The 22,615-nt window shown below is 41.6% G+C and carries 22 protein-coding genes; 6 read left to right on the top strand and 16 right to left on the bottom strand.

Going from position 1 to position 22,615, the window contains the following annotated elements:
* Positions 1 to 936, top strand: coding sequence for a hypothetical protein (locus AXW61_RS01685; protein WP_062031761.1), 936 nt, complete (start codon positions 1 to 3; stop codon positions 934 to 936).
* A gap of 31 nt (positions 937 to 967) precedes the next feature.
* Here the strand turns inward: AXW61_RS01685 and AXW61_RS01680 are convergent, their stop codons facing one another.
* The 11 genes from AXW61_RS01680 to AXW61_RS01630 all read right to left on the bottom strand — a co-directional run bounded on the left by AXW61_RS01680 (position 968) and on the right by AXW61_RS01630 (position 9,839).
* Positions 968 to 1,288: a hypothetical protein gene (locus AXW61_RS01680; protein ID WP_062031758.1), complete on the bottom strand. Its 321-nt coding sequence runs from the start codon at positions 1,286 to 1,288 to the stop codon at positions 968 to 970.
* Positions 1,289 to 1,644: 356 nt separating this feature from the next.
* Complete coding sequence (locus AXW61_RS01675) at positions 1,645 to 2,064, bottom strand: F0F1 ATP synthase subunit epsilon (RefSeq protein ID WP_058868679.1); 420 nt, start codon at positions 2,062 to 2,064, stop codon at positions 1,645 to 1,647.
* 26 nt (positions 2,065 to 2,090) lie between these two features.
* A complete protein-coding gene (gene atpD, locus AXW61_RS01670) occupies positions 2,091 to 3,485 on the bottom strand; it encodes a F0F1 ATP synthase subunit beta (protein WP_004684425.1) in 1,395 nt (464 codons plus the stop codon).
* Between the two features lie 26 nt (positions 3,486 to 3,511).
* Positions 3,512 to 4,381, bottom strand: coding sequence for a F0F1 ATP synthase subunit gamma (gene atpG / locus AXW61_RS01665; protein WP_004984038.1), 870 nt, complete (start codon positions 4,379 to 4,381; stop codon positions 3,512 to 3,514).
* Positions 4,382 to 4,469: 88 nt separating this feature from the next.
* Positions 4,470 to 6,014 (bottom strand): F0F1 ATP synthase subunit alpha, encoded by a 1,545-nt coding sequence (gene atpA / locus AXW61_RS01660; protein WP_004684423.1) that lies wholly within the window; start codon positions 6,012 to 6,014, stop codon positions 4,470 to 4,472.
* Positions 6,015 to 6,058: 44 nt separating this feature from the next.
* Positions 6,059 to 6,595 carry a F0F1 ATP synthase subunit delta gene (locus AXW61_RS01655; protein WP_004684422.1) on the bottom strand — a complete coding sequence of 179 codons (537 nt, stop codon included), beginning with the start codon at positions 6,593 to 6,595 and terminating at the stop codon, positions 6,059 to 6,061.
* 12 nt (positions 6,596 to 6,607) lie between these two features.
* A complete protein-coding gene (locus AXW61_RS01650; protein ID WP_004684420.1) occupies positions 6,608 to 7,078 on the bottom strand; it encodes a F0F1 ATP synthase subunit B in 471 nt (156 codons plus the stop codon).
* Positions 7,079 to 7,116: 38 nt separating this feature from the next.
* The gene (gene atpE / locus AXW61_RS01645; protein ID WP_000424060.1) at positions 7,117 to 7,362 is read right to left on the bottom strand and encodes a F0F1 ATP synthase subunit C; all 246 of its coding nucleotides are present in this window, start codon (positions 7,360 to 7,362) and stop codon (positions 7,117 to 7,119) included.
* An 84-nt stretch (positions 7,363 to 7,446) separates the two neighbouring features.
* Entirely contained in the window at positions 7,447 to 8,322 is an 876-nt protein-coding gene (atpB, locus tag AXW61_RS01640) for a F0F1 ATP synthase subunit A (protein WP_004684418.1), read from the bottom strand.
* A gap of 107 nt (positions 8,323 to 8,429) precedes the next feature.
* Positions 8,430 to 8,828 carry an ATP synthase subunit I gene (locus AXW61_RS01635; RefSeq protein ID WP_004684416.1) on the bottom strand — a complete coding sequence of 133 codons (399 nt, stop codon included), beginning with the start codon at positions 8,826 to 8,828 and terminating at the stop codon, positions 8,430 to 8,432.
* Positions 8,829 to 8,999: 171 nt separating this feature from the next.
* Entirely contained in the window at positions 9,000 to 9,839 is an 840-nt protein-coding gene (locus AXW61_RS01630) for a zinc ABC transporter substrate-binding protein (protein ID WP_062031755.1), read from the bottom strand.
* Positions 9,840 to 9,980: 141 nt separating this feature from the next.
* On the opposite strand from AXW61_RS01630, the gene AXW61_RS01625 reads away from it, so the two are divergent.
* The 4 genes from AXW61_RS01625 to AXW61_RS01610 are packed head-to-tail and all read left to right on the top strand — an operon-like array spanning position 9,981 to position 12,548.
* A complete protein-coding gene (locus AXW61_RS01625; protein ID WP_058868677.1) occupies positions 9,981 to 10,475 on the top strand; it encodes a transcriptional repressor in 495 nt (164 codons plus the stop codon).
* Positions 10,460 to 11,242, top strand: a complete 783-nt coding sequence (gene znuC, locus AXW61_RS01620) for a zinc ABC transporter ATP-binding protein ZnuC (RefSeq protein ID WP_062031753.1) — start codon at positions 10,460 to 10,462, stop codon at positions 11,240 to 11,242. Before AXW61_RS01625 ends, znuC begins: the two co-directional genes overlap by 16 nt.
* A gap of 3 nt (positions 11,243 to 11,245) precedes the next feature.
* Complete coding sequence (gene znuB, locus AXW61_RS01615; protein ID WP_062031750.1) at positions 11,246 to 12,046, top strand: zinc ABC transporter permease subunit ZnuB; 801 nt, start codon at positions 11,246 to 11,248, stop codon at positions 12,044 to 12,046.
* 4 nt (positions 12,047 to 12,050) lie between these two features.
* Positions 12,051 to 12,548 (top strand): DUF523 domain-containing protein, encoded by a 498-nt coding sequence (locus tag AXW61_RS01610; RefSeq protein ID WP_062031748.1) that lies wholly within the window; start codon positions 12,051 to 12,053, stop codon positions 12,546 to 12,548.
* On the opposite strand, the gene AXW61_RS01605 is transcribed toward AXW61_RS01610, so the two are convergent.
* Positions 12,529 to 13,149, bottom strand: a complete 621-nt coding sequence (locus tag AXW61_RS01605; protein ID WP_062031744.1) for a LysE family transporter — start codon at positions 13,147 to 13,149, stop codon at positions 12,529 to 12,531. The two genes, AXW61_RS01610 and AXW61_RS01605, sit on opposite strands and share 20 nt — an antisense overlap.
* A gap of 161 nt (positions 13,150 to 13,310) precedes the next feature.
* Between AXW61_RS01605 and AXW61_RS01600 the strand changes: the two genes are divergently transcribed.
* Positions 13,311 to 14,231 carry a Dyp-type peroxidase gene (locus AXW61_RS01600; RefSeq protein WP_062031741.1) on the top strand — a complete coding sequence of 307 codons (921 nt, stop codon included), beginning with the start codon at positions 13,311 to 13,313 and terminating at the stop codon, positions 14,229 to 14,231.
* A 45-nt stretch (positions 14,232 to 14,276) separates the two neighbouring features.
* Here the strand turns inward: AXW61_RS01600 and AXW61_RS01595 are convergent, their stop codons facing one another.
* The 4 genes from AXW61_RS01595 to AXW61_RS01580 form a co-directional block, all read right to left on the bottom strand.
* Positions 14,277 to 15,035 carry a hypothetical protein gene (locus AXW61_RS01595; protein ID WP_062031737.1) on the bottom strand — a complete coding sequence of 253 codons (759 nt, stop codon included), beginning with the start codon at positions 15,033 to 15,035 and terminating at the stop codon, positions 14,277 to 14,279.
* A 4-nt stretch (positions 15,036 to 15,039) separates the two neighbouring features.
* Entirely contained in the window at positions 15,040 to 17,226 is a 2,187-nt protein-coding gene (locus tag AXW61_RS01590; protein ID WP_062031735.1) for a LysM peptidoglycan-binding domain-containing protein, read from the bottom strand.
* A 2-nt stretch (positions 17,227 to 17,228) separates the two neighbouring features.
* Positions 17,229 to 20,543, bottom strand: coding sequence for a type VI secretion system Vgr family protein (locus tag AXW61_RS01585; protein ID WP_062031732.1), 3,315 nt, complete (start codon positions 20,541 to 20,543; stop codon positions 17,229 to 17,231).
* A 151-nt stretch (positions 20,544 to 20,694) separates the two neighbouring features.
* Positions 20,695 to 22,395 (bottom strand): NAD-dependent malic enzyme, encoded by a 1,701-nt coding sequence (locus AXW61_RS01580; RefSeq protein WP_062031729.1) that lies wholly within the window; start codon positions 22,393 to 22,395, stop codon positions 20,695 to 20,697.
* Positions 22,396 to 22,615: the final 220 nt, after the last annotated feature.

The following is a 22,615-nucleotide window of genomic DNA, read 5'->3' as shown; positions in this document are numbered from 1 at the left end:
ATGAAAAAAGTCATTCTTGTGATCGCCTGTTTAGCAATCATCGTCTTTGGCGGGATGCACTTTTTAATGCCTAAAAAAACCACGCCACACTTAACCCAGTTTTTTTCTAAAGAGCATAAAGAAGTTCAACGTATTCAGGACTGGCTCAAATACAAACAACAGCAGCAGTTACTTTTGGTGGATGTTACAAGCCCTATCAGCCCCAAACAACAAGGCGCTTATGCTGAATACATCAAACAAAAAATTGAGTTCAACCAGCAAAATATTCAACGTTTGCAACTCAACCGCTATCAAAGCAAAGCGTTTAAAGAGCTACAACAGCTTGAAATTCATGCGCTAGAGCAATGGAATAACTTATTTCAAACGCATATTGTAGATGCCTTCGTTGAACAACAACATTTCACTGAAATTCCAGCCGAAGAATACCAACAATTTGATGCTGAAGCGCGCTATGCCTTACAAAAGCAAGAAGTTTTGGTTATCGAACACCTACAACAATTGCTACAACAAAACAGCCCTTATCTGTCTGACATCGATCATAGCCTGCTCAGCGATTGGCTTTATTACCAACTGATGCAACATGAAATTCATCCCGTTATCTATGAATGGTTGGAAGTCGAAACAGATATGCCTGATCGAAGCCGTCAAGATGCGATGCAAGACTTAAGGCTATATAAGCGGTTTAACCCCAATACCGATGAATATAAGTACATCATGTCACTCGAAACACAGCTTTGGCATGCCGAACACCCATCTTCAAATTTGCTTGCACAGCCGTCCAATACCATGTCCAATTCGGATATCGAAATCGATCCAGAGATTGTGATTGCTGAAGATAAACCTCAAGTTGAGCAAATCAAAAAGTTGATTGAGACTCAACACAATAGCGTTAGCCGCATGATGTTCAGCCAATTGCGTCAAAGCTTTTTGCAATAAATTTAAAATAATGCTTTGAGCTCACACCTCATCAAAACGAAGACTGTTCCTGAGTTTTGCTCTGCGCTAACCAATCTTTAAAGGCCTTTTGCATAGCGTGACGCTCATATGGCTTGGCTAAACGTGATTCCATCATTGAGAAATCACCTTTATAAGCTGCTTCAATCATGGCTTTGGTCAGCTCCTGAATGCTCGCGCGACCCCGATGTTCATATTGCAATATTTCTTCTGAAGTCAGTACCAAGTCCCAACACGACACCACTGAACTCATATCGACTGCGATACTCAGATAATAATGCTCAAAATCTTGGTAAAGTTCCCAAAAGTGGGATTCATGTGTAATCAGGTTCATCTTCATCTACCCTCACAGAGAAGCTTTCAAAATATAACCTCTATTGAATAAAAGATATGCAACTTTAGATAACCGTGCCCCTGCTTAGCGAAATATATCAAGCATAGGAGCGTAGGTTCAGATGAATTTTAAAAATTGTGTATTCAAAATATTCTACAAGCCAGCATACAGTTAAAAGACGAAGCACTATCATGCAAAACAAAGATTACGCGTATATAACAGACCGATCCAATCCATTTGAACAATGGTAACCCAAAAACCAAAAACTCATCATGAAATAAACAATTTACGCATTTTTATCAACAGACATAAAAAAAGCCACCTTTCGGTGGCTTTTTTTAATCTCAAACCGTCTCTTATTGAGCGCGGTTTTTGATTTTGCGGATGGTTTCCAACTGAGCAGCAGTTTCTGCAAGAGCAGCCAAAGCAGCAGCCGAGTCCAAGTCGCTCTTTTGATTTGCAAGCAATTGTTCAGCGTGTTTACGCGCTTCAAGAATTGCTGCTTCATCTAAGTTTTCTGCACGGACTGCAGTATCTGCAAGAACCGTAACAACATGCGGTTGAACTTCTAGAACACCACCAGATACATAGATTAACTCTTCTGTACCGTTTTCAAGCAGAACACGGATTGTACCCGGCTTGAGTAAAGTTACTAGCGGTGCGTGACCAGGCATAATACCTAATTCACCACCAGCACCTTTAGCAATTAGCATCGTTACAGTGCCAGAGTACAAAGACTCTTGAACACTTACAACATCACACTGCATAGTCGACATGAGAATCTCCTAAATTAGGTAACTAATTAAAGTTTCTCAGCTTTAGCAATTACTTCGTCAATACCACCAACCATATAGAACGCTTGTTCTGGAATGTGGTCATATTCACCAGCTAAAAGACCTTTAAAGCCACGAATCGTTTCTTTAAGCGGTACAAGTTTACCAGGAGCACCAGTAAACACTTCAGCTACGTGGAACGGTTGAGAGAAGAAACGTTGGATTTTACGCGCACGGTAAACAGTCAACTTATCTTCTTCTGCAAGTTCGTCCATACCAAGAATCGCGATGATGTCTTTCAATTCTTTATAACGTTGAAGAACGTTTTGAACTGAACGAGCGATCTCGTAATGCTCAGCACCCACTACTAGTGGATCTAACTGACGTGAAGTTGAGTCAAGTGGATCGATCGCTGGGTAAATACCAGAAGATGCGATGTCACGGCTCAATACTACAGTTGCGTCTAAGTGAGCAAACGTAGTTGCAGGCGATGGATCTGTTAAGTCATCGGCAGGTACGTATACCGCTTGGATTGACGTAATCGAACCAGACTTAGTCGATGTAATACGTTCTTGAAGAACACCCATTTCTTCTGCAAGTGTCGGTTGGTAACCTACTGCAGATGGCATACGACCTAGAAGTGCTGATACTTCAGTACCTGCTAGTGTATAACGGTAGATGTTATCTACGAACAATAGTACGTCACGGCCTTTGCCGTTTTCGTCTTTCTCGTCACGGAAGTACTCAGCCATGGTCAAACCAGTCAACGCTACGCGTAAACGGTTACCCGGTGGCTCGTTCATCTGACCGTAGACCATTGCTACTTTGTCTAGAACGTTTGAGTCTTTCATCTCGTGATAGAAGTCGTTACCTTCACGAGTACGCTCACCAACACCAGCGAACACAGATAAACCTGAGTGCGCTTTCGCGATGTTGTTGATCAACTCCATCATGTTTACAGTTTTACCAACACCGGCACCACCGAACAGACCAACTTTACCACCTTTAGCGAACGGGCATAGTAAGTCGATGACTTTAATACCAGTTTCTAAAAGGTCAGTAGAAGCTGCTTGTTCAGCATAAGAAGGTGCTTGACGGTGAATCGGCAAACGCGCTTCAGTCGCAACTGGACCAGCTTCGTCGATTGGGCGACCAAGAACGTCCATGATACGACCCAAAGTCGCTGTACCCACTGGTACAGAGATTGGAGCGTTAGTATTCGTTACGTTCAAACCACGCTTAAGGCCTTCAGTAGAACCCATTGCAATAGTACGAACTACGCCATCACCAAGTTGTTGCTGAACTTCTAATGTAGTTTCAGTGCCATCAACGTGGAGAGCGTCATAGATCTTAGGAACGCTGTTACGTTCAAACTCGACGTCGATAACCGCGCCGATGATCTGAATGATACGACCGCTACTCATTGCTGTCTCCTCAATTCAAAATAATGTTAAACGGCAGCGGCACCACCAACGATCTCAGAAATTTCCTGAGTAATCGCGGCTTGACGCAGCTTGTTATAAATAAGTTGTAGGCTCTTGATCAAATCACCTGCGTTATCCGTTGCAGCTTTCATTGCAACCATACGAGCTGACTGCTCACACGCGATGTTTTCGATCACGCCTTGATATACCACAGACTCGATATAACGAACCAATAAGCCATTTAAAAGCTCTTCAGCTTCAGGCTCATAGATATAATCCCAACCGTATTGACGGTTAAGGGTCTTGTTTTCTTCAGCAGTTGCTAAAGGAACAAGTTGTTCGATTTTTTGATTTTGAGTCATGGCATTGACAAAGCCGTTTGACACAAGATAAATACGATCTAACTCGCCTTTATCAAATGCGTCTAACATCACCTGTACAGAACCAGATAACTGTTCAAGGCTTGGTGTATCACCGACATTTGTCGTAGCACCCAGCACTTTACCGCCGTAGTTTTTAAAAAACGAAACCGCTTTTTGACCAATTAAAGCAAATTGAACTTCAATTGACTGCTCTTGTTGCTGTTGTACGTGTTTAACCACTTTTTTGAACAAGTTAATGTTCAAACCACCAGCAAGGCCGCGATCTGAAGACACAATGATATAGCCAACGCGCTTAACCGGGCGTTCAACCATATAACGGTGTTTGTATTCAGGATTCGCTTGAACCAAGTGAGCAATTACACGGTGCATATTTTCGGCATACGGACGGCCTTGAGCCATGCGCTCTTGCGCACGACGCATCTTAGAAGCTGCTACCATCTGCATCGCGCGAGTAATTTTCTGCGTGCTTTTGATACTAGCTACTTTGGCGCGAATTTCTTTTAAATTTGCCATACGCTTAACCTAGTATTCGAAGGCCCTTTCGAGCCCTCGAAGGTTGATCCGTGAACCAAACCAAAACTAAATCCAACTGAAGTTGAAATTAGTAAGTTTGAGTCGCTTTAAAGCTTTCAATACCTGCTTTGATTGCAGCTTCGATGTCTTTGTTGTAATCACCAGTTTCATCGATGTTTTGCATTAACGCAGCATTTTCTGAACGGAAGTAAGAGATTAACGCAGCATCAAAGTCTACGATTTTCTTCACTTCAACGTCAGCCATGTAGCCTTCGTTAGATGCATAAATTGAAACAGCTTGGTCAGCAATTGAATATGGAGCATATTGTTTTTGCTTCATTAATTCAGTTACACGTTGACCATGTTCAAGTTGCTTACGAGTTGCTTCATCAAGGTCAGAAGCGAACTGAGCAAACGCTGCCAATTCACGGTATTGCGCCAAAGCAGTACGGATACCACCAGACAATTTTTTGATGATCTTAGTCTGCGCTGAACCACCAACACGAGATACAGAGATACCCGCGTTCACAGCAGGACGAATACCTGCGTTGAATAATGATGTTTCAAGGAAGATCTGACCATCAGTGATCGAAATTACGTTCGTTGGTACGAATGCAGATACGTCACCCGCTTGAGTTTCAATGATTGGCAATGCAGTTAATGAACCAGTTTGGCCTTTAACTTCACCATTCGTGAATTTCTCAACATAGTCAGCAGAAACGCGCGAAGCACGCTCAAGAAGACGAGAGTGAAGATAGAATACGTCACCTGGATACGCTTCACGGCCTGGTGGACGACGTAATAACAATGAAATTTGACGGTAAGCAACAGCTTGCTTAGACAAATCATCATAAATGATTAGTGCATCTTCACCGCGGTCACGGAAGTATTCACCCATTGTACAGCCAGAGTATGGAGCCAAGTACAACATTGCTGCTGGATCGGCTGCAGCTGCTGCTACAACAGTGGTATACGCCATAGCGCCAGTTTCTTCTAGCTTGCGCACAACGTTAGCAATAGTCGATTGTTTTTGACCAATAGCTACGTATACACATTTAATGCCAGAGTTTTTCTGAGCGATGATCGCATCGATCGCCATCGCTGTTTTACCAGTTTGACGGTCACCAATGATCAACTCACGCTGACCACGACCTACAGGGATCATTGTATCTACTGATTTATAACCAGTTTGTACAGGTTGATCCACTGATTGACGCCAAATTACGCCTGGTGCTACTTTTTCAACAGCATCAGTTAATTTTGCATCAATTGGGCCTTTACCATCAATTGGGTTACCCAAAGCATCTACTACACGGCCTAAAAGTTCTGGACCAACCGGAACTTCTAATACACGACCTGTGCAACGCGCTTTTTGACCTTCTTGAAGGCTTAAGTAGTTACCTAAAACAACGACGCCCACTGAATCCTGTTCTAGGTTCAGTGCCATACCGTATAAGCCGCCGTCGAATTCGATCATTTCACCGTACATTGCATCAGCAAGGCCGTGAATACGCACAATACCGTCGGAAACCATAACAATGGTCCCTTCGTTTTTAGCGGTCGCGCTGGTGTCCAGATCGCCGATACGCTGTTTAATGAGCGCACTGATCTCGGATGGATTCAGTTGTTGCATTGCGCTATACCTCAATCTTTTTAAAGTTCAGTCTTCATATGCAATTAAGCAAGAAGACGAGTCCGCATTTTTTCTAGCTTGTTAAGCGCAGAATCATCTATCACTTGGTCGCCTGCACGAATAACAACACCAGCAATAAGCTCTGGTTTAACTTCTACAGAAACATTTACCGCAGCTTCGAATTTTTTCTCTAAAGCATGTGCAAGTAATTGTTCTTGTACAGAAGTCAATGGGAATGCAGATTCAATCACTACATCCACAGTATTGTTATTCTGTGATTTGAGCTGCTCGTATTCAGCAGAAATTTCAGGAAGAAGCACCAAACGGTTGTTTTCAGCAAGCAATGTCAAAAAGTTTGACACTGCTGCAGTTTGGTCTTCGCCTAATACTTTTGCAAAAAGACTTACCTGCTCAGCAGGAGTAAGCTCAGGGCGAGTTAAGAAAGCTGAAAATGCTTCGTCTTGCACCGCAGCACTGAGCAAGTTCAATGCAGATGACCAAGAGTCAGTTGCATTTTGCTCAGAAGCGTAAGCAAATGCTGCTTTAGCGTACGGGCGTGCCAACGTCAAGAGTTCAGCCATAATCCGCCTCTCTTAAAGTTTAGCAGCCAGCTGAGTCAGCATGGCATTGTGAGCTTCAGCATCAACTTTTTGGCTAAGAATTTTCTCAGCACCTGTTACTGCAAGATCAGCAACTTGTTGACGTAATTCTTCACGAGCAGAATTGATTTCTGTATCAACAGCTTCTTTTGCTTGTTGACGAATACGCTCACCTTCAGCTGACGCTTGAGTACGAGCTTCTTCTACCAATTGTGCACCGCGACGGTTCGCTTGTTCGATCAATTGAGCCGCTTGCGCTTTCGCTGCATCTAATTCAGCTTTCACTTGAGCTTGCGCATCCGCAAGATCAGCTTTTGCTTTTTCAGCAGCGTTTAAGCCATCAGCGATTTTACGCTGACGCTCACTAATCGCATTGATTAGTGGTGGCCATACAAATTTCATGCAGAATGCGACAAACATCGCAAATGCAATCGCTTGGCCAATCAATGTGAGGTTGATATTCATTGCTATTCCTCAATAGTTTAATTTAGGAATTAAGCTGATTAACCTACAAATGGATTAGCAAAGATGAAGAACAAGCCAATACCAACACCGATCATAGGCACAGCATCAAGAAGACCCGCGATTAAGAACATACGAGTTTGAAGTTGTGGAGCCAATTCTGGTTGACGTGCAACAGCTTCAAGGAAGCGACCGCCTAAAAGACCAAAACCAATCGCAGTACCTAAAGCACCAAAAGCGATCAAGATAGCAGATGCAATTGCAACTAGACCTAAAGTGAGTTCCATGATAATTCCTCAGAGGTTAGGTTTATACCAAATTAAATTAAAAAATTGTGCGCCCAACCATCCAGTGATAGTTGGGCATTACCATTAATGCTTTTCGCTTGCCATGCTCAAGTATACGATAGTCAGCATCATAAAGATGAATGCTTGTAGCGTGATAACAAGAATGTGGAAGATCGCCCAAGGCACAGACAACGCCCATTGGATCCAGAACGGTAATAATGCGATAAGGATGAAGATTAACTCACCTGCATACATGTTACCGAAAAGTCGCAGAGCCAATGAAACTGGACGTGCAAGGAATGTTACTAATTCAAGAATTAAGTTCACTGGAATCAATAACGCTTTTGCAACTGGGTTACTTGGGTTAAATGGGTTAAGTGCTAATTCGCCAACGAAACCACCAATCCCCTTTTCGCGAATACTGTAGAACAAGATCAATACAAATACAGACAAAGACATACCTAGGGTAATGTTTGGATCTGTAGAAGGTACAACCTTGAAGTAAACGTGATGAGGATCCATACCAAATACACTTGCACCAATCAGTTGAGCTGTATACGGAATAAAGTCAACTGGGATTAAGTCCATTGCGTTCATGAGGAAAATCCACACGAAAATGGTCAATGCAAGTGGCGCAATTAAGCGTGATTTGCCATGGAAAGTGTCGCGAACACTTGAGTCCACAAACTCAATGATCATTTCAATTGCAGACTGGAACTTGGTTGGAACACCAGAGTTTGCAGCTTTCGCTACGCACCAGAACAACAAACAGAAAATCACACCAAGAGTGATAGACCAACCCATTGAATCCAAGTGAATAGCAGTGAACCCCATCTGTTGAGCTTCTTCAGCAGTCTCAGCCAACTTCCATGAACCGTCTGGCATTTTGCCATAAGTCATATTCGTCAAGTGATGCTTGATATACTCGGTCGAAGTAAGGGCATGTTCTTCAGCAGCCATAAATCACACCTGGTCAATGTCAAATACAAATAGAGAGAACGAACATCGCGTGCTGCTTGATATCTCGTTCATCTCCTAAAAAACTTTTCAATTTTTTGTAGTGCTTATTAAACTCGTTTTTGTTGACGCGACACCCAAAATGGAGCAACCCACGTCATGGTTTGAACGAGCATAAAACCACAAAACAACGCCACCGCTGACAACGGTTTGACATTGCTTAAAATTAAAATGAAACCAACAATCACAATTGCAAACTTACCCATCATGCCTTTATACATGTTCGCAAGAACTTGTTTAGAAGCGCGAGCTCCTGCTGCTCGAAACGACTGCCATGAAAAATAGCAAGTCGCAAGCCAACACACGAGCGCACCTAATGCTGCACTCAGGGCTGCGGTTGAGTCTTTCACGACCCAGCCGATCAAGGCTGAAACAGGAATCATACATGCTTGTAAGAGGACTAAAGCTTTCGCTAATCGTCGGTCAATCAAGCGACTAGTTCGGCTCATTATTTATTCACTCACAACAATCATGCTTGACAAGTTTAGCTGATGATTATTTTTAATCGCAGGCATTATAGAGTTACACCCCTGAACATGCAATCTTTTCCCGACCTAAGTCGAGTTTTTTTCTATGTTTAAATTGCTTTTAAACTAATCAATTATTGTTTAATTTTTGCGTCACTTTCGCGCATTTAGCACACATTTATGCACATGATCGGCCAATTGCTTCCACGCGCTGACAAAATCCCCTGCCCCAGTCATGCTTTCATCAACAGCTTGGAAAACCAATGGGTTCAACTTTTGATATTGTGCTTGACTGGCATGGACTTCGGCCAAAAGGCACATCTTTGAATAAGGGCGGCTGTCATTTAAGTATTTGATTTGCGCAACCGTAGGGGCAATATGTGGGTCATCCGTCAAGGCGCCTGCAAAGCGTAAGTTTAAAGGTCGCTCAATGTATTGATAGGCATCATGAAAAGACCAATACGGGCGAGCTTGGGTACTTTGACTATATATAGCTGAGGCTTGCAACATTTTCTGAGCAAATATTTTGGCATTGTTCCAGTAGCGCTCCTTATACTCAGGCATCTGCTGTGAACGCAGGCCTGCAATAAAGAAACCAATGCGTACTGCATTGTTTGGGTCAAGCCAAACATGGGTATCGATGGTATTTTTTAAGGCATCACCACGGGTATTTCGTAGTGGTAAAGCATTGATAATGCCTGAATCTAAAATAGAAACTGCTTTATCATTGGGGGTCAGGAGTTTATCCAGCGGTGCTTCATGTGCTCGTCCCAACCAAATAACCAAACCTGCATCCTGAATGATTTTACGATGCATTGGGGTCAAACTCACATCATGTCCAGATTGATCGGCCAACAATAAGGTTGGTTTTTCAATGCCTTTCGTCACTTCCTGTGCAATCAAGTAAATCGGCTGTGTAGAAACAACCAAGTCTTGCGTCCAAGCAACACTACTAAACAGCGCAAACGCAAAAAAAGCCAAGAAACGGGACATGGGGAGCAATCACTAGAAATACAATTAGTGTTATAATATAACAAATCGACAAAAATACCTATGCCTAATCGAAACTCTCTGCGCTTCATGTTAAGATTTAATGTCGTTTTTCTTTTATAAATTTTGCACTTGAGGTTTGTTATGAGCGCTTGTTCTCACGAACACCACCATGCTTTACATGATGTGCATGGTCATCACAACGTTGAGACGCGTTTGGCTGAAGCAGAAGTCTTGTGCGCAGCAACTGGTGCGCGCCTAACCCCCTTAAGAAAAGAAGTCTTGGCACTGATCCTAAATGCGACAGGCCCGATGGGTGCGTATGATTTGTTGGCTAAAATTAAAAGCAATGCCGACCGCCCTGCTGCCCCACCGACGGTGTACCGCACCTTAGACTTTTTATTAGAAAAAGGCCTCATTCACCGACTCACCTCGATTAATGCCTATATTCCGTGTTGCCATCCCCGTGAAGGCCATCAAGCAGCCTTTCTCATTTGCACTGATTGCAAATCAGTGACAGAGGCCTCTGCACAAGGATTATTACAACAACTCGATGCACTTTCCGCAGCCGATGGTTTTACGGCACAACATAGCATTATCGAAATTTCAGGAATTTGTCAGCAGTGTCGCCACAAATAAGCCTCGATCCTGTTCTGGTCGAACTCTCCCAAATTAGTGTTCGTATCGATGAACGCGACATTTTAAAGCATGTCGATTTTGTCTTACATGAACGGGAAATTGTGACCCTGATTGGGCCAAATGGTGCGGGGAAATCCACACTCATTAAAGTGCTGTTGGGTATTGTTCACCCTAATGCTGGCGACATTAAAACAACAAAGCCACTCAAGTTTTCTTATGTGCCACAAAAGTTTAATCCCTCACATAGCCTACCGCTTAGGGTGAAAGATCTTTTGGCTTTGGAAAAATGCGATCCTGTAATCAAGCAAGAAATTATCCACGATACTGGGATCAGCAAACTTGAAAATTCTAAAGTACAGCAGCTTTCAGGTGGAGAACGACAACGCGTTTTACTGGCTCGTGCGCTGTTACGTCAACCCAATATTTTGGTTCTCGATGAACCGATGCAGGGCTTAGACATTCAGTCTGAGGCTGAGCTGTACGACTATGTGCGCAGTTTACCCGCCAAATATGGTTGTGCTGTGCTCATGGTCTCACATGATTTGCAGTGGGTCATGCAAGGAACTCATCGTGTGGTGTGTTTGAATAAACACATTTGTTGTAGCGGCCTACCTGAAAACGTGCAACAACACCCTGAGTATCAAGCCATTTTTGGTACTAACCGCGTGTTCTATCAACATCATCATGATCACTGCGCACATGGTGATAGTGCAACGCCTTGTCAGCATGACGCTCGCCCACACATTCACCCTGAACCGGAAGCTTAAGTCATGATGGAATGGTTACAACTGCTGTTGCCTGCATGGATTATGGGCACGCTTCTGGTCTTTTTAACTGCGCCACTAGGCTGTTTGATGCTATGGCGCCGCATGTCTTTCTTTGCCGACACCATGGCACATGGCACGTTACTGGGTGTCGCGATTGCAGGAGCAATGGCGTTGCCCCTGTGGATGGGTGTGGCTTTTATTGCGGGCTTGTTAGTGGCAATCCTTTGGATTTTGCATGATCCACGGTTACCGAATGACGCATTACTCGCACTCTGTTCTGCGACCTTGCTCTGCTCGGGTCTGATGTTTATTCAACATATTCCAAGCTTAAGACCTGAGCTACTCAGCTATTTATTTGGTGATTTGCTCACGATCACATGGACAGACCTACCCGTTTTTGCCACTGTTATTGTTGTTGCACTCGCAGTGCTTTATAAAAGTTGGCAGGCTCAAATTCAAATCGCGATCGATCCTGATATGGCTGTTAGTGAAGGCGTCAGTGCGAAATGGCAACGTTTGATTTTTATGTTGCTACTGGCTTTATTTACCATTTTAGCGCTTCGTGCAGTGGGTTCTTTACTGATGGGTGCCTTGCTTGTCATTCCAGCACTTACCGCTCGACTACTTGCCCACTCTCCAAAACAAATGGTGATTTGGGCATTTGTGATTGCGCAAATTGGGGTGACGGTTGGTTTATGGTCCAGTGCAGGGCTGAATACCTCTACAGGACTCAGCATTGTTTTAACCATGTCGATTCTGTTTGCGTTGATTTTTATCGCGCAGAAGTCTAAAAAACTGACATAAATAAATGAGCCATAAACGTTATTTTATCAGCGCATGTCTACTCGGACAAAAAGTCCGTTATGACGGCAAAGACTGCTTAGTCTCTAAGTTAGTTGAAGCTTTGCTCGATAAAAATTATGTCAGCTCATGTCCTGAAGTCAGTGCAGGACTTCCAACCCCGCGTCCCGCAGCAGAAATTCTCCACGGGTCAGGTGCTGATGTTTTATTAGGCCACGCACAGGTTTTTTTCTCAGATGGCCATCAACTTAGTGATGTCTTTATTCAAGGTGCTTACAAAGCTTTAGTATTGGCGCAAGCCAATCACGTCACCCATGCTGTGCTCAAAGCCAATAGTCCGTCCTGTGGCAGCGATGGCATCTATGATGGCTCATTTACTGGGCAAAAAATTGCAGGGGAAGGAATCACTGCCGCCCTATTTCGTCAACACGGTATACATGTGGTTACCGAACAACAGTTTTTAGCAGAATTGACGCGGACTAAACTTACTGATGAACCAAACTAAGCAATCCCGCCGCACAACTAAATAACACTGCGAAAGTACGATTGAGATATTTTTGCTGTCGCGGTGATGTTAAGAGTTTTAAAACTTTCGCTGCCAACCCCGTATATCCTGCCATCACAATCAAATCAATCGTGACCATCGTGACGGCCATCACCGCATATTGACTCCACTGCGGTTTAGACAAATCCAAAAATTGCGGTAAAACTGCCAATAAAAAGACGATTGCTTTGGGATTGCTCATATTGATCAAAAAGCCATACATCACCAATTTGGAACGTGATTTATTCTGTTGTTCTTGTTGAATTTCAATCGATTGAATGGGTGCCATCCATTGTAAATAAGCCAAATACAATAAATAAGCCACACCAAACCACTTCACGGCCCAAAATGCCCAAGGCGTTGTGGCAAAGAGCACCCCTACCCCAGCCGCCACAATACCGATTTGTACCAACAAGGCGAGTTGTAAACCCAGCGCATTCCAATAACCATGCCGAAAACCATAGTTAAGGCCACTCGACATTGACGCAATGGCCCCTGCCCCTGGAGAAATACTAATGATCCAACATGCGAGTACAAAGCCAAGCCAAATTTGAAATGACATAGTGGTATTGAGAAAAAAATGACCTTTAGATTATATGATCTTTCATGCTATTAGGGTTTATTATTCATCAATGAATTTATCACTTAAGGCTATGAAGCAGAAACTGCATAAGGCACAATAAGTACAGCCAATAGAAATAACAATTTTTTTAGGAGCCATGAATGACCGCCCAATCTGTAATTCTACCATTACCTTCAGATCATGCCCGTTTTATTGTTTTACGTTTAAAAGATTTAAGTATTGAAGAGCTTAAAGAAAAATTAGAAGATTTATTTTCAACTCGTGATCGCCTTATTACCCAACATCCACATGCGCAGATTAAAACAGCGGTTGCTTTTGGCCCTGAACTTTGGGCACAACTTCATCCTACAGCGCCTACAGGGTTTAAACAGCTAGAGCCCATTTACGGCTCTTTCAATATGCCTGTTTCACCTGCGGATGTTTTAATTCATATTGCGTCTCAGCGTACCGATATTTGTTTTGCCCTTAGCCAATCCTTCTTTGAAGGCATCCAAGATAAAGTTGATGTTTTAGATGAACGAGTCTGTTTCCGCAATTTTGATGGTCGAGATTTGACTGGTTTTATTGATGGTACTGAAAACCCGCAGTTCCCCGATGATCGTGCTGCAACGACTTTATTAAGTGAAGATGCAGGAGTATTCGCAGATGGCTCTTTTATCTTTGCACAGCGCTATTGTCATGATTTGGAAAAGTGGAAAAAATTAAAAGTTGATGCTCAAGAGCAAGTCTTTGGAAGGACAAAACTTGAAAGTATTGAACTAGATGATGACGTTAAGCCTGAAAATTCTCACGTTGCACGTGTCGTGGTTGAAGATGATGAAGGCGAAGAAATGGAAATCCTACGTCACTCGCTTCCTTATGGCGATGGTAAAGGTGAGCAAGGTTTATTTTTTATTGCCTATACGAAAGATTTAAACATTATTGATGCGATGTTACTGCGTATGTTCGGCACCAGTGGTGATGGAATTCATGACCGTATGCTTCATTTTGTGACTCCTGTTGACGGTGCTTATTATTTTGCGCCGAGCGAAGAGTTGTTGGAAGCAGTGTTGGAAGGGTGAGTTTAAATTAGGAGTAACTATCATTTTTAGTTACTCCTAATTTAATCAATTAACAACAAACTCTCCATTATTATTCAGAGTAATTTTCAACAACTTCCCATTCTTTGTATAAAAGATTTCATAGTTTTCATTAATTGTTATATTGTTGGAAGCATCTATAGTAATTTTTTTAAATAGTCCCAATGCATTTACTGAGGTAAGATTAATTACAGCGCGACCAGAGTCAGAAGACGATGGAGATGCTATTAAGATCACACCATTTTTTGATTCAGGAAAGATAACTGAACTACCATAATTTTCATCAAGTTCGTTATAAACTTTCAATAAAGCAGAAACATCAATTAAATTTACTTTATCACAACCAGCCTTACTATTTTTCAAAATACAGTTGATGTGATCATCACTATTATAAGGTAATAAAGTTACAGAAAATCCATCATCATTTTTTTTATTAATTGCTTTTAAAACTCTACCATTATCTCTTCCAATTTCATTTAACCTGTTTATGTATTCCCCCCTATAACACTCTTCCTTTACCAATCCAACACCCTCCCCTAGAGTATAAGATTTTTTACTCTCACATCTATTCTCAATACCTTTTTTCCATAGGGTAAAATCTTTTCTTTCATTGTTTTTTAATTTCTTCAACTCTTTTTCAAGAAGAAAATTTTCTTTTCTAATACATTGAAATTTTTCCTCAACATTATTTGAATTGCAGCCATTTGTGCTAGTTTTTGCACATGCCACATTCAGAAAACCTAATCCTATAAAAAAAATTAAATAAAGAAAATTAAAATTAAACATGGTGTTAAATTCCTTTAAAATTATCTGGAAGTCTTAATTTAAATGGTTTTGGAATACTATCTTTTAATTCAGAAACTGTACCATGTGCATGAATTGCTTTTCCATGACCAAAAATTAGACCATCTCTAACAGCTTTATCATGAAAAACATTGACCCATGCTTTTCGATTATATTCATCAGAATAATATTTATTTGCATAATTCAAATGCCCCCCCACAATGGATGGGCGACCATTTGCTCTTTCAATCAAATAACTATTCACGAAATTTTTTATCCTTGAGCTAACAGCAGACATTGGCATATTTTGAACAGAACCATATGGCTCTAAACTTTTAGGTCCTGTTATTTTAGAGAACTGACGATGTGCATTGACAACATTTCTCACAGTACCTCCCCATACACCAGATTTCGTCCTATTTAATATAGTATCTACAACTCCAGCAGCTTGTTGTTTAAAATTATTTTCATTTTTAAATTTAATTACTTCAGTCTCCGTTACCTTCATAATATCAATAATATCTTGATTCGATAAAATCAACTCACTTTCTAAAATATTAGATTTAGGAGCTTCATTTTTAAAGATAATACCAGAACAACTGAGTAAAGATTGCTTATTTATTTCTTTTAGTAGAACAGAGAATAATTCTCCATTTAGATCTTTAACTGTTTTTTTAAAATAAATTTCATTTCTAGCAACCATTGAAAATTTTGTCACATCGTAATGTACCCATGTACTTGCTCCCGAAGAACCATCATTAAACTTTTCTGGCTCCATATAAATTTTATCATCTTGTCTTTGTTCTGAAGCATTCATCTTAGCTACTAATATTCTTTTACGTATTTTATTCATATCTTGAGGAGCTGTAGTTCTAACTCCATTTTTATTAAAATGTATATCTAAAGCTAGTCCCATATGGTTAACACTAGTTCTTTTCTTTTGTTTATTACTCTCGATACACCTATACCCGGACTCTATATATGCTACTTCGATATTTTCAGATTTAAAATCATTTTTTAGATAAAAACTTAATGCCTTCAACACCCATATTAAAGACCTATGTAAACCTGGATACTCATTTGCAGTATTTAATCCTGATTTCACCCCTCTAATATTATTACCATACCCTAAACACTCACCACACGGACAAGAAGCCTTCGCCATAAAACTTGCTATTGGATACTCATAGTAAAACTTATCCAAAGCGGATAAAACACTTCCACAAATTTTTCCAGTTTCAGTCACCCCCATATAATCTCTCTGAAATTGTCTAATACAAGCAGCTGTTAAGTTAGTAAACTCATCTGTGGGTAATGCACCACCAAACCCAGCTAAACGAATATTAATTTCTCTAATTAATTCACTTTTACCTGATGAAATACATTGAGGATTGGTTTTACATAAATTTTCAGTATTCGTTTTGGGTGTTCCACTCTCTTGGCTACGGTCTTCAACTGTCGGGATTTTAGAGCCTAAATTGTTAGTTTCATTGAGTATATTCTTACCCTCTTCATAAAGTTCATTCACCTTATTGAGGATTTCATTACCTAAATTTCCTGAAAAAAGTCCATCACCTTGTTTTTTTTGCGGACTCGCCTGAGAAGGCTTTTTTTCTTCTTGCCTCTGAGATATTTTTGATGTTGTACTAGGGGATGATTGATTTTTTGGTTGTGCGGTTGATTTTGATTTTTGTTGATGCACATGATTTCCTGCAGCTGGAATATTTACTTCCAACTTAATCACTTGACCAATATAAATCTTATTTGGATCATCTATCTTATTTAGGCGTTCTAATGCACGAACTGTCGTATTATTTTTCTGAGCGATATCAAATAAAGTTTCTCCTTTTTTCACAACATGTGTTTTTCTTTTATATTCTCCATTACTTCCCTGATTAGTGAATGTCGTTAAGTTTAAAAGAACTTTAGGGCTCGTAATCTTTACAATCATCCTATCTCTAGACATAACAAAGCTTTGGACTTTTAGCATTAAACCATCAAACATACTTTTGACATGAACATCTAATGCTGTACCTTTATCTCGGCTAATTTCGACAATGCACCCTTTAGAATTTGTTGCACCAGCTGCAATAACCTGTCCAGTCCTTTGGTTCGTCACTTTATATTGAGCTTTAGGAATTGGGCTTCCAAATAAATCTAAAATTTGTATAGTCACTAATGATTTTTTATTCATTTCTAATCCTTATTATTTTCATTATGATTTATTTCTAAATTCTCACCATTTACATTTTTATCAATACTAAAATCATCTTCATCAAAACTTTCGACTCGTAAGCCCCATTCATCATCAGATCCAACAAGCACTTGGACTTTTGTTGGGTCTGATGTGTTAATTTTTCCTGTACGGCCATGTTCATCTATTACCCCAGCAATAAATGCATTTGTCTCAGGAATAAAAGCTTTATAACTGAGCTGATTAAAATCACTTGCCCAAAATAAATTATAAATATCTAGCCGATTGCTAAAAGTAGAAGAGCAAGGTAATTCAGGAACCTCATAAGATACTTTTGCCCCACCCACAAAACTATGCTGACCCGCCTTACTTTCAAACTTTCCACCGGTTGTCGTAAAAATCCCATTCCCATTAATTTTGAGCTGTGAACCACCGGCAGTGAGCACAATTTCTTTCGGACTGGTTATTTCTATTTTATCTTCTGTTGAAATTAGCTTAATCACCTTACGCGCAATCGCCTCTATCGCATCATCTTGTGCCTGTAATTCAACTTTTCCTTTTGCAGCAAATGCCTTTAGCCCTTTTTGTGCAGCAAATAAGCTCACCTTATCCTGTGCATGCGCAATAATATTCTTCTGGGCACTTAAGTTAATGGACCCCTGTGCGCTTTCAGCGATGTCTTGAGTAGCTTGTAATACAATATCTTCAGGCGTAGTTAAGGCAATACCATTGGGGGAAGCCAGCAGCATTAAAGCCTGACGAAAGATCTTCGCTTGAGCTTGTTTCTGAGTATCCTGCGTTTGCTCTGCCTCTTGAGCATATGTCTCCATAAAGCCTTGCATGGAGCCCAATGCCTGCATGGGATTAACATTCAGTTTACTTCCTTTATTAAAACTGCCGCAGGCACTGGTCAGGTCAAAGTCTTTCATCTCAACATTGGCAATCACTTTGCCAACATCTTTTAAAGCGCCGAGTGGATCCGCATTCAATTTTTCTTTCACGCTTTGCAACTGACTTTTCAAAGCATCTGTGCCATGTTCTTCGAGGTTATCAATAAAGGCTTTTAAATTTTCTATTGAAGCCTCTGTATCCCTAAAATAATCTTTAAATTCATTAATTAAATTATCTGTGTCTTGACCAAATTTCTGAATATCCTCAATAAAGCCACCACACGTTTTTAATGCCGAAATCGGATCCTGACTAACTGCAGTTTTAAATAAACCAACGGTTGCTTGGAGGGCTTGATTGGCCCCTTTTAGCTCTACAGACTGAATCAATTTAGGCAGACGATTAACCACACTCAGTGCATCAGTCTGTTGTTTAACAGCCAAAGTACTCAGCATATGCATACTTTCATGACCTTGCTGCAAGATGGACTGGGCTTCGGATGCAGCCAAATGATCTGCGACCGCCTGATCCTGTGCATAGGTACTAATCAAGAGGCCTTTGCCTGCACGCATGGCCCCCCATTGATCCGTTCTTAACTCAAACCCCTCACCACGCCCGTCACTGTTCTCAGTTTCTTTTGGATGACTGAGGTTACCGAGATTGAGTTGACTCGCTCCATGACTGCTGTGTAGCTGCACACTAATTTGCCCTGTCGTATCATCAAAACGCAATTGGTTAAAGCCTTGCCCTGCAACCTCTTGTGAACGAATCCCACTGAGTTTTTTTGTCGCAGGTAATGTCCCTTTCACATCAAACATGGTTTGGTGGCGCTCGGCTTCATGAATGCGTCCTACTACAAAGGGTCGATCGACATCCCCCTCAAAGAAGTCGATGACCACAATTTCTCCGATACGCGGATGAAAACGTGCGCCATATCCTTCACCCGCCCATGGGGTCAACACATCGACCCAAGCCGAGTCCGTGTCATTGTCATTTGCACCCGCACCACCATCATGAGCATGGTCATCACTACGCGTAAACATGAAGCGAACTTTAATCCGCCCCCATGCATCCACATAAATTTCTTCCCCTTCAGGCCCGACGACTTTGGCCCGTAAAGGATAGGCTACTGGACGGTGTATCCACGCTTGATATTCAGGAACAATTTTGACCTCACGGCGTACGACAAAGAGTTCATTGGCTTGTCGTTCCTCACTCAGAGCTTGCCAGCGACTTCCTTTTAGTAATAAATTGATTTGCTGTAGCAACTCTTTGGGTAAATTATTTTGGTTATAAAAGACTTTGCCTAAAATGAGAAATTCACGCTCTATGGACACATGCTGGTCTATTTCAGGATGATCCACCATTTCAAACCAATAACCCACTTGTGCATCTCGAATGCTACTTTTTGCTGTGAAATATTTGGCCTGAAGCTCGTGATATTGGTTCAGTTGTTGGTTGAGACGATCTAGTTGACTGCTATTAGCAGGTGTGGCCTGATCCTCACCCTGTAGATCACCCGTCCATGCCGGACTGACACACCAGACTTGTTCCAGACCCAAACTTTCATTGTCTTGTTGATCACTGTGCTGATGTGCACTCAATACAGCCTGACTCTGATCTTGAGCTAAATGTTGCGCTTGCCAACGCTGCGCCTGTACCGTGGTGGATTGTAAGTGACGTTCAGCAATAAAACTGGTGATGCTATCAAAAGACTCGGTAGCATGGCTGCGGTGGAAACGAATCTTTCGGCGGCCTAGCGCTGTAAAAGCTTGATTATCATCCATCAAACGAAGTTGCTGTGCCTGAATCGGTTCGGACGAACTGAGCACCGTCGGAGCTTGTTCATCGATCAACCAATTAATACCTTCACTCCGCCATAGTCGAGTGAGAAACTCAGCGTCGGTTTCATTAGACTGCATGAAAAAGGGGCGTACATCATAATCACGACTCAAACCCTCTAAGTTCAGGCTTAAGCTGGCTGCAAATAATGTACTGTGACTTTGCCATTCGCTAAACAGAGTTTCAGTGATTTCACGAACACTTTTGCTCATAAACACACGACTGTTTCTGCGCTTATGCCACAGCGCTGTTGCATCTTCAATCGTCAGTTTATAAACAGTTAACGCGCCATCACTTTGCCCCTGACTGGCACTGGTAATCACCCCCGTCAGACGAGAAAGCTGCCCCACATCCGTGACCTGATCAACCGCGACTCGCCCACCAATGAACTGTTTTAAAGGCAAATAAGCATTGGTCGATAGACATAGGATTTCAGCTTTTAGGCCCTGATTAATGCGATGTTCACCCTCAATGCGCTGAATAAACACCTGTGTGTTCAAAGCCGGATTGGAAAAATGAATATGCAAAGCACGTTTTTGTGAGCCGAATCCAAAGGATTCCAGCATTTTATAAATAGAATTGAACATGATCATTGTTAAGTTATTGGTTTTTATACTTGTGCGCGGAGTGTACAAAATGTCTTTTTTTTAATCTAGTAAAATAATGTTAATGAAGACGCAGCTCTCAAAAAACAAAAAGGAGCATTACGCTCCTTTTTGTTCAATCTCATTTTCAGCTTTAGAAGGCAACACGTTTATAGTGACGATACTCTGGCTTCCAGAAGTTTTTCTCAATCGCGTGTTGCAATTGCTCATCACTAATAATCGGGGCTACACCTGCATCCATTGCTGCTTTGGCCACTTTAAAGGCTATCAGCTTAGAGACTTTCTGAATTTCATCAATCTCAGGCAATAAATCTGCTGTAGGGTTGGTCAACATCGGGGAACAATCTGCCAAAGCATTGCTCGATGCAATTAACATCGAATCGGTCACACGGGTTGCATTAGCGGCAATCACGCCTAACCCAATGCCCGGGAAGATATATGAGTTATTGCACTGCGAAATATTATAAATTTTGCCTTGATAATTGACAGGGGCAAAAGGACTGCCTGTCGCAATCAAAGCTTTGCCATCCGTCCAGTGAATAATATCTGCTGGCACTGCTTCAACACGCGACGTTGGATTAGACAATGGCAGCACAATCGGACGATCACAGTTCGACGCCAAAGTGCGAATCACTTCTTCAGTGAATAAGCCCGGCTGACCCGATACGCCAATCAACACAGTAGGTTTGGCATTTTTCACGACATCGAGCAGTGAAATCACTTCTTCAGCATTGCCCCATTGCGCTATCACGTCTGGCTTTTGCGCCAATTTACGTTGGAAATCGAGTAGATTCGGCTGATTTTCAGTGATTAAACCAAAACGATCAACCATATACACGCGTGCACGCGCTTCGACATCAGTTAAACCTTCAACTTTCATCTGTGCAACAATTTGCTCAGCAATCCCACAGCCTGCTGAACCCGCACCTAAGAAGGCAACGGTTTGATCTTTGAGCTGTTTACCTGCCGCACGTGATGCAGCAATCAAACTGCCCACAGAAACGGCTGCGGTACCTTGAATATCATCATTAAAACAACAGATTTCATCACGGTACTTATTCAATAAAGGCATGGCATTATTTTGCGCAAAATCTTCAAATTGAATTAAGGCTTTCGGCCAACGACGCTTGATCGCAGCAATCACTTCATCAACAAAAGCATAGTACTCATCACCACTGATGCGCGGTTGATTCCAACCCATATAAATCGGGTCATTCAGTAACTGCTGATTATTGGTCCCAACATCGAGGGTAATTGGTAACGTATAAGCTGGGCTAATACCCCCACACGCGGTATATAGCGACAATTTTCCAATCGGAATACCCATACCACCAATGCCTTGGTCTCCCAAGCCTAAAATACGCTCGCCATCGGTAATCACAATGACTTTGACATTTTTCTTGTTGATGTTATGCAAGATGTCATCAATATGCGCACGGTCTGGATAGGAAATAAATGTGCCACGATGGCGACGATAGATATCCGAGAAACGCTGACAGGCCTCACCCACCGTTGGGGTATAGATGATCGGCATCATCTCACTTAAATGGTTTTCAATCAGGTGATAGAACAAGGTTTCGTTGGTGTCTTGAATATTACGCAAGTAAATGTGCTTATTGATTGCATCATTAAAAGCACAATATTGTTGATAAGAACGCTGACTTTGTTCTTCAATGCTTTCTTCAACATGTGGAATTAAACCATGCAAGTTGAAGCGAGTGCGCTCTTCTTCCGTAAACGCCGATCCTTTATTTAACAGCGGCAACTCAAGTAAGGTATTGCCCGCATAAGGGATGTATAAGGGTTGTTTTGTCTTTAAATATTCTGTCGTCATTACCTATCTCGTTATACATAGATTTAGATGAACCTATGGGGAGAATCTATGCATCTAATTCGGCTACTAGCTTAGCGCCATTTACTCGTCTTTTGATATTTATAAGCGTGATGCAATTATCAAAGCGATTTAGTCTGAAAATAAAAATCAAGTTTGCGGCAATCTTTCAGCCAAATAGCGCATGGATAAAATTTGAACTTGAATAAAGCTCAAGCTAAGC

The organism is Acinetobacter sp. BMW17 (genome assembly GCF_001592855.1).
In the GTDB taxonomy this organism is placed as follows: Bacteria; Pseudomonadota; Gammaproteobacteria; order Pseudomonadales; family Moraxellaceae; genus Acinetobacter; species Acinetobacter johnsonii.
The sequence above is the reverse complement of the archived record's forward strand: the minus strand, read 5'-3'. Positions and strand labels throughout refer to the sequence as shown.